Origin of the sequence: Coleofasciculus sp., assembly GCF_046539235.1 — a bacterium.
GTDB lineage: Bacteria > Cyanobacteriota > Cyanobacteriia > Cyanobacteriales > Coleofasciculaceae > Coleofasciculus.
In genome coordinates this window covers 1-13,041 of sequence record NZ_JBKHHI010000169.1, presented here as the reverse complement: position 1 = coordinate 13,041, position 13,041 = coordinate 1, and the positions used below count along the sequence as shown (strand labels likewise).

The 13,041-nt window shown below is 47.4% G+C and carries 4 protein-coding genes; all 4 read right to left on the bottom strand.

The features are described 5' to 3' along the window. The coding region (locus ACLFWI_RS15995) for a DUF6923 family protein (protein ID WP_446413742.1) at nucleotides 1-4,012 on the bottom strand (4,012 nt) is incomplete at its 3' end. 409 nt (nucleotides 4,013-4,421) lie between these two features. After that, a complete protein-coding gene (locus ACLFWI_RS15990; RefSeq protein ID WP_446413741.1) occupies nucleotides 4,422-6,599 on the bottom strand; it encodes an OmpA family protein in 2,178 nt (725 codons plus the stop codon). 240 nt (nucleotides 6,600-6,839) lie between these two features. Then, entirely contained in the window at nucleotides 6,840-11,168 is a 4,329-nt protein-coding gene (locus ACLFWI_RS15985) for a hypothetical protein (protein ID WP_446413740.1), read from the bottom strand. Further along, nucleotides 11,168-12,085 (bottom strand): hypothetical protein, encoded by a 918-nt coding sequence (locus ACLFWI_RS15980; protein ID WP_446413739.1) that lies wholly within the window; start codon nucleotides 12,083-12,085, stop codon nucleotides 11,168-11,170. The genes ACLFWI_RS15985 and ACLFWI_RS15980 overlap by 1 nt, the downstream gene beginning before the upstream one ends. Between the last annotated feature and the right edge of the window lie 956 nt (nucleotides 12,086-13,041).

Sequence of the window (13,041 nt, the reverse complement as noted above, 5' to 3'; positions counted from 1 at the left end):
CTTGATCCGTATCCGCATTATCAGTTAGCGATGTTTCATTCAACTCAATAGTATTGGTAACGAAACTCGTTTGTTCAGGAATCGCGTCACAAATTTGCACATCGTTGACCACAGGTCCACCATCGGACAGGTAATAAATCGTGTACTCCACTTCATCGCCACTCTGGAGTGATACTTCTGTGCCTAAGTTGAATACTCCCAGCAGTCCATTAGGAAGTGCAGACCAGCCACCAGCGTTATCATCGGGGTCATTTTGGTCATCAACCACGCGATTCAAATTAACATCACTCAGCGATTCACCGTTTCTGACAACATCCGTTATCCGTTTGACTAAACGCAGGTTCGGTTGTCCAAAGGAAACTACCGTAGGTTGGTTATCATTCCCGGGATTACCATCACCATTCGGGTCAGGATTCGTCCCTGGAATCGAACCATCTGACACAATCCGTCCATTCCGATTTCCTATCGCTACAGCGCTGTTTTCAAAGGGACCAAAGTTACGACCGGGAGTCACTCTGACATTTAGTGTAATGGTTGCCGTCTGATTAGGACTTAGGCTTTCTTGACCAGAGAGCAGATTCTGGTCATTATTGCCATCAAAACTCTGATTCACCTGACTCAAATCACCGATGACACTAAGCTCCTCGATTTGAACATTCTGAGTCCCTGCAAAGGTACTCCGATTATTGCCAAATAGGTTCTCTGTCACCTGTACTTCGGTCAAGATTGTATTTCCGAGATTTTCGACAACGATAGTGTAAGGAATCGTGAATGTGCCATCACCATTGTCTTGCACTGTACCCACGTTCTTAGCCACACCAATACCCGGATTGTTGGGAGTGTTGGTAAAGGTGACTGTAGTGGGATCATTCTCATCTTCAGGGTCATTGGCACTGCCATCACCATTGATATTATCTGGATCAGTGGGGATGCCGTTATTGGTAGCGTCATCTGAAAAATCATCCACGGACGTTCCACTGGGAGACAAACCCGTGGCTCGCACTTGGTTTTCATAGTCAGCTGTGAGGTCAGATGGGGTAACATCCACGATTAACTGCATTGTATTTGTTTCCTCTACATCCAAATTGTTACCCGTCCCTAACAGATTAATGTTAGAGCTACCGTCATAGTCTGGGTTGAGTGTTAAGTCGGGGCTAGTTGTGTTGATAACCGTGAAATTCCCTGCACCAAAGGTGTCATTAAGATTTTCCACGAGTTGTACGTCCGTTAAAGGAACATCTCCGACATTTTTGACCAACAACTCATAGGTAACTAGAAAGCGACCTGACCCTAGGGGTGTGTTGGAAATCGCATTTTTGGCAACCCCAATGGCGGGAACTTCACTGAAATTGACGGGAGTCGGGGTATTTTCCTCTGGTTCATTGGCATTGCCATCACCGTCAGGGTCACTGGGGAATCCATTATATGACAAGTCATTCACAGAATTACCATCCGGTGATGTACCTGTCCCTTCCACTTGATTTTCGTAGTTACGGCTGAGATCGGGTTGGGTAACCCTGACGACTAACCGCACATCGTTGGTTTCACCCACATCCAATGTATTGCCCCCTGCTAACAAATTGATGTCAGTATCACCGTTATAGTTGTCATTGACTGTCAAGCTGGAACTGGTTAAGGAATTGACAGAGAAATCTAAATTTTCAAAGACCTCGTTGAGATTTTCGGTGAGTTGCACATTACTCAAAATGACATTTCCCAGATTCTCTACGGCGATGTCATAGGTAACGATGAATACATTACCTTCACTGGAAATAGAGGCGACGTTCTTAGCAACACCGATCGCGGGATTTTCCGGAAGATCGCTAAAGTTGAGGGGAGTGGGTTCATCTTCCCCTGGGTCATCGGCACGATTATTTCCATTAGGGTCAGGCTGGAGAGTAGTGGGGTCGTCGGTTGGTACATTATTATCTGACAAGTCGCTTACCGGAGTCCCGTCTGGTGGAGTGCCAATGGCTTCCACTTGGTTTTCGTAGTCTCGGTTCAGGTCAGGTGGTGTGACTTCAATAATTAACTGTACCGTTGCCCTTTCACTGATATCTAGAGTGTTGCCTGCCCCTAACAGATTGATGTTATTACTCCCATCATAGTTGGAGTCTGTTGTCAAGGTAGGACTGGTCACACGGCTGACAGTAAAATTGTCTCTGCCAAAGGCGTCGTTGAGATCTTCGACCAGTTCCACATTACTCAAACTGACATCCCCTAGGTTCTCCACCAGTAAGTTATATGTCACACGGAAGCGACCTCCCCCTAAAGGTGTAACTGCACCAAGACTCTTTGCCACACCAATAGCAGGATTATCACCACCACCGAAGGTAACTGGAGTAGGGTCATCTTCTTCGGGTCCACCACCAGGATTGCCATCATCAGGGTTAGGGTCAGTTTCTGTGCCATTGTCGGATTCGTCATCGACTGAAGTTCCGCTCGGACTGGTTGCTGTAGCTTCCACAGTATTTTCAAACGGACCGAGGTTATTACCGGGGGTGACGGTAACAACCAGTTGAATCGTGGCGGTGCCATCGATTTCTAAGGTTTGGGCTTGGCTGTTATTGAGTAAGGACGTGTCGCCCTCGCCGTTGAAATTTTGATTAACCGTTAAATTGCCATCCGTCACACTTTCCAAACTGATGTCATCAACGGTAAAGTCATCAACTCCATTGAAGGTATCCGCTAAGTTTTCAGTTAGAGAAATGTCATCTAGGAGCGTATTTCCCAAGTTATCAACTTTAATGTTATAGGTAACCGTGTGAGTACCATCACCATTATCCACATTATTCGCCACCTGCTTAGCGACACCAATAGCAGGGCTTTCTACAATTTCCAAGGGGGTTGGATCAGGAAATCCTCCTGTCAAGGGAAAATCAGATAGGAGAGTTGGTTGGAGCCTTGGACCATCAGGAGAATTCTCAGGAAGTCCTCTGACTGTAGCTTGGTTGAACAGTGGTGGTTCCTCTGATGTAGTTGGTGGGATATTGGCAGGTAACCGAACTTGTACCGTGATCTCGGCAATTGTTCCATTGGGAATACTTAATCCCGTAATGGTAAAAGTTCGATTATCAGGACTGAAGCTAGGAGTACCCGTTACATTAATTGTCTGAGAACCGGGGATAAATGTCCGCCCATCATCCATTTCGTCTTCAAATGTTAAATTTTCTAACGGGTCTATAGCTGTTCGGTTAGCGAGTCGATAGGTATAGGTTACTACGTCTCCAGCCATAGCTGGTGAGGGTTCAACGGTTTTCAACAGTTGGGGTGCGAAGGCGCATGCCGCACCATCATTTCTAGAGATCCCAAGACTATTGCCAAGTTCAGTAAAAGTTTCCTTCTCAAAATCAAAGAGGTATAATGTTGCTGAGTTTTGTACACCTGAGATGCCATTTTCATAGACAAACAAGTTACCAAATGCATCAAAGAAAACTGCACCGAAAGGTGAAGTACCACCGGGACCTGGAACGATAGTGGTAGCCTGAACCGTACCCAGATCCAGATCCATCAAGGGAGGCGGGTTGTCGCGGAAAGGCTGTAGATCAATCTTAGTGAGCTGTCTACCATTTCCTGTAGGAATGCCATAGAGATTACCATCTACAGGGTTGAAGGCAAGGTCAGCATAGTCAACGTCCGCACCAGTTGATACCTGAGCAAAACCCGTTATCTGAGGCGTAGTCTCAGAACCTTCAGGATTAACGTCAATTCTATAGAGTTCGCCTAGGCTGGCAGAGTAAATAAAGTAGTTTCCATCTCCATCGAAATCACCGGCAAAAAATCGTCCCCCTCTCTCCGGATTTGGAGGTGGCAATCCATCTGGTTTGCCTAAAAATTCAACTCCGTTTTCACCAATTCGATAAATTATTTGAGCGTTATCTTCTGTAACTCCCGGGGGATTATCGGGATCAATGCCGTAAAGAAAGCCATCTTGTACGTTAAACCCCATTCCGTTGTATCTCACATCTGGCATAGGCATACCTATCTGGTCTAGCTCAAAAGGTTCAGCCATTCTATTTAGCTCATTTAACCTCGTAGGCTGCGTTGGCAGTACTGATTGACTAATATAAAGTGTGCCATCGCAAATGAAATTCGTAGGCATTTGGGCTACGACTGGACTGGGATAACCTAAACTAGCCATCCAATAGGCTACAGTAATCGTTAAAATGATAAATCGGTTAAAGCGATGCTTCAAAGAATTATGTTTGCTTTTTTTTCGAGAAAAAGCACGTTTTTTTTTCAGTGCAAACAAATGACCCCAAAATTTATTCATGACCACTTTTTTAAACAGTAGAATATAGGCAATGTAAATGACACAAAAATAGCGAACACGTACAAGACTCCTTAAGGCGTCAAACGATACGTCTTAGCCTTTGTATCACTGGGTAGACAATTGACTCTCAAATGGCGCACTAAAATAATCATTCCCTGTCACCTCTTTGAGATTCAATTTGTAAGTCAGTTTCTTGGTCTTCAAAAATAATCTCCAAGCCTCTCAAATCTTGGAAAATAATTTCCACTCTGCGATCGCGTGCGTAATCCACCACCCCGCTACCTGTTGTCCGGCGCTGGCTTTCACCAAAGGATCGAATCGTCATTCGTTCGGGTTCTATCCCTTGACGCAATAGATAATTCCGCACGGATAACGCCCGACGTCTGGCTAAGGCTTGGTTATAAGCTGCACTGGCGCGGGGGTCAGTGTGTCCTTGCAGTTCAACCGTTAGGAAGGGATACTCTTGCAGAACCGCCGCCACTTGATCCAGTATCGCTGCACTCTCTGGCGAGATATCGGAACGATCTAGGGCAAAATGGACATTCCGAGGCACCCGCAGCGTCAAGGGTTGTTGAACGGGTGGAGTGGGTTCTGGGGGGGGTGGAGGTGACGGGGGCGTTTGGGTGAGACATCGGGGAATTACAGGGGGTAGAGGTTCTGGGTTCGGCGGAATTGTACCATCTGAAGACTTCACCACCGCATTCAGGGCAGGTTCTGATGTCCCGTCTTGGGGATGAGTCGCGATCGCACTAATTGTCTCCCCAGGCTGTAACCCAGTCAGCGTAACCCTAAATTGACCCTCCCCATCGGTTGTCGCACTCCCAATCGGTTCATTCAACGGACCATAGACACTATCGGCGGCTTCCCTGACTCGATAGAGTTCCACTGTTGAACCCGGTTCAGCTTGACCCAATACCTCTAGCTGATCACCCAATTGAACGAATTCCTCGGAGACAAATTGCGGGGCATTTATCCCATTGTTCCCTGTCGTCTGACCTTGGTACTTAGTGGTACGGGGGGGATTATGACCATCCCCGACTTGGAAATGAATCGGTTCCACATGCTGCTGGGCATTCAGGTCAATACTCAACCCTTCCAACCCCGCAAACCGATTAGTTTCAATCACATTGCGATCGCTATCTGGATAAGCCGTCACCACCACACCAGGTCCCGGCTGATAGGCAATTTGATTTCCCCTAACTTGGTGATTATTTCCCATCAAATATACCGCCGCCCGTCGCCGGCGTCTACCATTAAAAATAATCTGATTTTCGCGAATTTGTACTGCCCCTTCCGGTTTAAATAAATACACGCCACTGCCATCATTGCCACAAATCAAATTTCCGGTAATTTCTGAATCATTAATCACCCCTTCCAAGCGAATCGCATCGGGCATTCCATCAATGCCATTCCCGACAATAATATTTTCGCTCACCTGTAAATTATTCGCTTGCACAGAGGTAATAATCGCACTGCCATCATGGTCAGTAATCCGATTTCGGTAAACCCTTGTGCCTAAACTATTAAACACATAAACCCCAAAAGCTGACCTGGTTTCTGGCATTTCCCCATCCGGCGGAATTCCCAACCAATTAAACTCAAGATTCACATCTTGAGGCGGAACATTTTCCGGATAAAAAGGAAACCGATAATTAGGCGGTTCTTGCTGACTAATATCCGGCGGCGGTGAGGCATGGGCAATAAAAATATCAGCCGGAGGGGTGGCTAGAGTTGCCTCTCTCACCGCTTTAAAACCATAAATACTCAACCCTCGCACCGTGACCCCATCCGCCACAATGGTTAATCCCCGCAAAATTGACTGACCGGGTGTCGGAGTAATCGTCACAATTGGTTGGGGAATGGCAATTTCCGCTGTGGGTGAGGTTGTCGGATCATATCCCGGTTGGGTTGTCCCATCCACTATGAGTCCAGGACTTGCTAAAGGCGGCAATAATTCAGTTAGATAAATTGTAGTGTCTTGGGGGGGTAAATTAAACTCAATTCGGGAGGATTGGTCAGGACTGGAACTAACCAACGTTCTTTCGGTATCACTTAATTGATTAACTGTCAATTGACCATTTGTTAGTTCAATCGCTTCCCGCAAGGTGAGAAATTCATCGGGCGTGATACTATCCTCAGTGCTATTAACAACCACCCGTAAATTCGGGGATTGGGCTGTGGCTACAGTTGGCAAGACTAAGACACTTGTCAACGTCAAAGTTTGTAGTAAGCGCTTTAGCGCTTCTGGCACTAAAGTGCCGACTACGGACACGTTTTGTAGTAAGCGCTTTAGCGCTTCTGGCACTAAAGTGCCGACTACGGACACGGGTATGTTTGTAGTAAGCGCTTTAGCGCTTCTGGCACTAAAGTGCCGACTACGAACACGTTTTGTAGTAAGCGCTTTAGCGCTTCTGGCACTAAAGTGCCGACTACGAACACGTTTTGTAGTAAGCGCTTTAGCGCTTCCGGCACTAAAGTGCCGACTACGAACACGTTTTGTAGTAAGCGCTTTAGCGCTTCCGGCACTAAAGTGCCGACTACGAACATAGTTATTAAACACCATTTCTCACTCCTCACTCGTGGGATTTGCCGCTGGTTCATTATTCGCCACGGGCTGTACTTGAGATTCTTCCTGCTGGGGTGGCGGGGCGACTTTTTGCCGTCCAAACCCATCAAAGAGTTCATTCACCTTAAATGTCACATTCAGATAGGGACCTCCTTCGGAACGATACCCCGTAAAATCTCGGTCATCGACACTACCGAAGCTATATCCCACCCCGACTCGTAAATCGGGGGTGAGATAGTACCCCGTTTCCAGCGCCCAACCCCATTCATCAAAATCGACGGAGGGTTGACCAATCCAGCGCCCCTCGACGGCTAAATCCATCCGGTATCCCAATCGATAGGTGATGCGTGACTGTCCCAAATAAATGGTGCTACTATTGCTGAAATTGTTGGCTAAATCTGTCGTACTGTGGCGTAGGGCAAATTTCCCATAAAATTCCCAGCGCCAATTGGGTGCATAAATCCCTTCACCGGAAAAGACGTGATCATTGGAACCCGTACCACTCCCAAAGAGTAAGGTATCGGGAATCGTAGACGGATTCTTGCGATACTCATATCGCATTAAGGCATTAAAACGGTCATCAAACGGATTGCGGTAGGCTAATCCCAACTTGACCGACAATGTATCGTCTAAGTCTTCTAAAAGTTGACTGGCTGCACTCGCTTGTTGGTAACGGAACAAAGCGGTTAACGAAGGAGAAACCTTACCCAGCGCCGCCGCCGAAATTACCGTGTTATCACCAGCCGAACTATCCCGATGTTCCAACCGCGCCGAGGCTTTAAAGTCAGGATTGGCGGTATACTCCACACCGACGCTAAAGGAATCCCGTTCTGTGAGTCCCAACGACGCTGCACTTTGACCGACAGCATAAGGTTGACGGAAGCGATCGCCTGCGGCTGTAGCATCAAAGATATCATCGGCAATGCGTTCGTAACCCAAGTTAACGCGCAATCCCGGCGCTAGCAATATACCATGTTTAAGTCCCAAGGCGGCTTGTCCAGTCATCCCATTCATCCCACCGATAATCGAATAGCGAGACGAAATAGATGTATTTTCCCCTAACTGATATTGGGTAATCGTTTCCAGACTGGTAATCGAATTATCGTCTAAGAGTCCCCCATCAAAAAACTGATGCGCTAGTCGCAGCGTCACCCCAGGTTCCACCGCCCAATCTAAACCCACGGTAGTCCGGTTGGGATAGAGGGGGTCACTATCATCCAGGTTCAATTCGTTTTGCGCCCGGAAGGTGAAAACGTCATTCAGGGGAACATTCAGGCGAGACACCAACTGACTGGTATTCGTATCAAAGGTATCGCCCAAATTGTCTTCCCGGGAACGGTTGACATAGTCTAAACTCAGGTCAGATGTGCCAATTTGTTGTTGTACACCCGCCCGAAATGTGGTCAAACTATTATCCACCCGACTACCGGGTAAAGCCTCACTCGCCCGATTAAAAATATTATCGGGATTGAAGGGGTCAAAAAACTCAACTAAGCTGCGGTCTTGGGCGGCTGTACCAAAGTTATCCTCGTGATCAAAACTCACTCGCACATTAGTACTTTCACTCAATTGTGCCGCTACGTTCGCCCCATAGCGAGTTTGACCGGGAGTAAAACTGGTGGTGGCGTTATTCGCAAACCCTTCTTCCACGGAACGGTAATACGCCCGCCATTGAATCCTATCAGAAAAGGTATTTATGGCTTCCAACCGATAGGCATTTCCGGTTACCAATCCCATGAAGGGAGACTCATTTGTAGAATGACCATATTCCCCAACAATCCGTCCTTGAGTCCCCAAGGAAACTAAGAAGTCCGCACCATAGAGTTCAAAGTCTCGGTCTCCCTGATTTTCCCGCAGATAGGTGGTTCCTACCCAACGTTCCTGTTGAAAGTCTTGGGAGAAGTTATATTGTAACCGTCCCCCATAGATGTCGGTATCATCATCTCCTTCAAACTGATAGGTAACAATAATTCGCCGCACTAACGTATTACCAAAGGGGTCAAATTCCGTGGCTCGCATCGGACGCCGAAACAGAAGCGTTCCTCGGTCATAATCAATTTCGTAATCGGGACCGCGATAGAGGGCTTTGCGTTCGATGACGGTACCGGGGCGATTCAGTTCTTCGGTTTCTATGTAAACATTTTCACTTCCCGGAATCAGCAAGCGACGAGAAAGGAAGTAGTAACCACTGGTGCCATCGGGAAGAATCGTATCCCGTTGAAATCCTTCCACATCGGGGCTAAACAGGGCAGTAACTTGCAGATTTCCCAGGTTATAATTCCCTTTAAATCCGTTTAATGCCCTAGCTGTAGCGGTAAATTCCTGGGAGGAACGGGTAAATTCGGTGGTATTATAATCCCCCCACATAGCATAGTCGGGTTCTGCGCCAGGAACGAGAGAGGAACGCTCGAAGCGCAGATATACGCTATCTTTGGAGGGGGTGAGATAGTCTACCGTGGAACTATCCCCATAAACCGGGTATTGGTTCTCACAGAACTGGGGTCCACGAAATAGGCGGGTAATCCCATCACAGGTTTCATTCAAAGGGCGATCGCTATTATATGCCCCCGTGAATAACCATTCCCCAATTCGACCTGTGGCAAAAATAGCACTATCTAAGTCAGCTTCTAGACCATCGTCAATAATATCGGGATTGAGAAACTCGCGGCGACTTTCCCAAAAGTTGGTTCCCGCTTCCCCAATCCGCAAATTGATCACCCCAGATACTAAGGAAGGGCGCAGATGGGTGACGAATTCGATTTGGGTATAGGCTTGGATGGGTTCAGAAAATGTGGGAATGGCGGCGCCCAGAGTCCTTTCCTCTAGGGGAATTTGTTCGATGTCGGGGACACCAAGTCGCTCAATCGCCGCCCGAATCCGGACTTTCTGGGCGTCTAACCCGGATTGCAGTCTGGCGCTAAACTGCCCATTTTTCGCCAGAACTTGAAAGCCGAGTTGATCATCGTCATAGTCAGCCCCGACAAACTTTCCGGCTTCTGCGGTTAAGGTGACGATCGCATCTTCTTCAATCAGTTCTCCGGTTTCTCTGGTGATACTCCCTTCAATCGTAATTGTAGAGCGAGCATCAGCGGGAACACGCGGATCACCGACGGGGGTGAGGGTAATTTGGACGTCGGTTTGCTCGGCTATAGGGTCAACGGTAAGCTCTAGACTAACGGGTGTGCCGTTATCTGGGGCAACGGTGATGGTATTGTCGCCTTTTTTGAGGGGGACGCCGTACCATATTTGAGTAATAATGGGTTGATTTTCATGGCGTGCGATCGTCGTTCGGGTTTGAGCCGAGAGAGGTTGTTGATTAATCGTCACCTGAACCTGACTATCCGCGTGATACTGAATCATCAAGTCCGTTGTGCGATCGCCAATTGTACCGGGTTCCGGACTGAGAATGCGAATGTCACCGGGAGCCAATTGCAGCCCATTATTAATTGTTTGTTGAGCCGTGCGGCTGAATTCATCCTGGAAGGCTTCAAGTTCCGCCTCTGGAGTTTGTTCTTCCTCATCTTCCCAGACGTAGCATGAGGAGTCTCTACATTGCTCCTCTGATCCAGACGCGCCATGGTGCAGGGCGGGTTTAGTCAAGTTATCGGTTTCCTGGGACAGGTTATCAGTTAAACCCGCCCCTACAGATTGATCAAACCGGGCGGGTTTAGTCAAGTTATCAGTTTCCTGGGATAGATTATCAGTCAAACCCGCCCCTACAGATTGGTTCGATTGGTTCCTCTGTGCCTCATCTCCCACACCCCTGATCACCTTGGGTAAAGGCTCTAGCGGCGATTCCATCCGGGCGGGTTCAATATCGCCCAAGTTTTCACTGCTTTGAGATTGGGCAATGCTTTCGGATCGGGTATTGGCAAAGTTGTCGGATTCAGAAGGCAGCAGATTGGACGTAGAAGGCTCTATCGTTTGTGCTTCAATGAACTGGGATTTCTCCTGAACCCCATCACTGGGAATGGCTAACTCGTGCTGGAGATCAGATAAGTTCGAGGTGCTGAAAGCATCGGTATCACTGCCTGGTTGGTGAGCGTTCGACTGAGCGCTCACGCCGAAGTCCTGTCGAACCACTGCCTTCCCCAGTTGCCAATCCTCGGTTTCTGATTCCGGCGACACCTCATCGGCTTTCGCCACCGGAATGATGCCAATGATCCCAACCAGAATCACCAGCAACCCCAAAGAAATCGAAGACAACCATCCTTTACCGGGAACACTGTAATACTCGATACTTTTGAGTAACGAAAAATAAAGCGTGAATCTCAGTAGTTTGGCTTGACTCGAGTCGTCCCAACTGTTCTGATACTGAGTGTTATTCATCACTGCTCCTCCCCATAAGCTGGTGTCACCGCAAAGTTCATTCGCGCCATCCCTCCAGGTGAAAGTCGCACCAAGCGAGATTGACTATTCCCTTCGATGAAATAGAGATTGGGAGCAAGGCTGTATCCGGGCAAACTGCTCAAATCCAGAGTCCCACTGCGATTACCGGCGATAACGTTGGCTAATGAAAACAAACCATTGGCATCCGTCGTAATCCGGTTACCATCATCCATGTAAATCACCGCATTCGGGACTCCCGGTTCTCCCGGTTGTTGTTCGCCATCAAAGTTCTTATCCACGAACACTCGCCCCACGATTGTGCCGCAATCGGATAAAATTCCCGGTCGAATCCGCATCAAAAAGCTGGCGATATTACTGCGCCGTTCCTGGGCGACATTTCGACCATCGCCCCGAACCGCATCGGGCGTGATCACTGCCGCATAGATAATATTCAGGGTTTGATTGGGTTCTAAGCGGGGAAAGGTAAACGCGACATTGCGCCCATCCCGCTCTGCTGGCGGTAACGTTACTGGCTCTGTGTTGGTGCCAGTTGTAATCGAACCTTGCAACGATTCCGGCAAAAATCGCACACCCAAGGGCGATCGATCCGTCACCACAATATCACTGGCGGCTGCTTCACCGCTGTTTCTCAGGGCGAGGCGATACACCACCGTATCTCCCGGTTCAGCCGCGGCGCGATCGGCTGTTTTAATCAGCTCTAGAGCTGCTTGACCTGCTACTAGGGAGGTTTCGTTGGAGTTAACAATACCTGTACCTGGCAAATTATCACCGGACGCCGAGGCTTGATTTCTAATTTCTTGGGCAGTAACCGATGAAGTTCCCGTGAAAAATATTGCAGCAATAAGCGTACTTAGGAGCCGATCATAGACCCCTAACGTTGCCGTTAAAGATTTCATCAGAAGGTAGCACCCCAAAAGGGAATTGAATTGTTCAACAGTAAGGAAACCCGTTTGTCCATCAATTGACTGACAAACGTTGCTATTGACCGTGAGTTTGATTGACTGTTTTTGGGATTTTCACAATAAATAAGAACTTAAGACACTGTATATTAGCGTAAAATGTGTTTATCCCTTTTCATGTCGCTCCCCTTTAATTGGTTTAATTGGTGAGTTTCCGTATATTCCCTGATGTGAATGAATGAACTCTAGCGTTAATATCAATAGTCAGTTGGAGCAATTAAGTTATCGATTTTGACTCAACCTCTAAGCGCTAAAAAGCATCTAGCAGGTTAACCCTGCTCCAATGGATTGATAGCTAAGAACCGTTAATTTAGGCTCTGGGAGTTCATCATAGTAGCCTATGACCAATGACCTGGCAAGAGGTCGTGTAGATGCCCTGATACTCACGATTATAAACCATTACTCTACTGATAGAGTAAAGCCATGAATGAGTTATAACCAATATCACAACCCTGCCAGAGCTTGAAGTCTGGCAATTTTTTGTGGTCGGGGTAAACTTCCCGAATAAGTTATCCTAACCTATGACATCTGACCTGACAAGTCATTTTGTTGAAAAATTTACTTTATAAAGTTTTGATAAACGTTTGAGCCGTCACTGAACCAGGAAGAAGGAACAGGATCAAGTCAAGTTGTGAGCGAATATAGCACTTTCTAACCCTGTGTAATAACAGTAGCCATGAGAAATTGCTGTCATCCTCTATCTTTGGGTGTATAGCAGGAAATCCGAAACTGCTGTAGAGGTAGGTTTTGTTGAGTGATTATCAGTGACAACGCTTGCATTATTGCCTCAAATTACCCCTGCCATAAAACGTTTAATTCTCGTCGTTTAATTTTTGTAGGGACGTACCATGACACGTCTCTGTTGACCATTAACGGTGATTCCTGGTTCAACG

Excerpts from the sequence above, each read along its gene's own strand:
- ACLFWI_RS15985 (WP_446413740.1), bottom strand. The coding sequence starts at position 11,168 with ATGAATAACACTCAGTATCAGAACAGTTGGGACGACTCGAGTCAAGCC.
- ACLFWI_RS15980 (WP_446413739.1), bottom strand. The coding sequence starts at position 12,085 with ATGAAATCTTTAACGGCAACGTTAGGGGTCTATGATCGGCTCCTAAGT.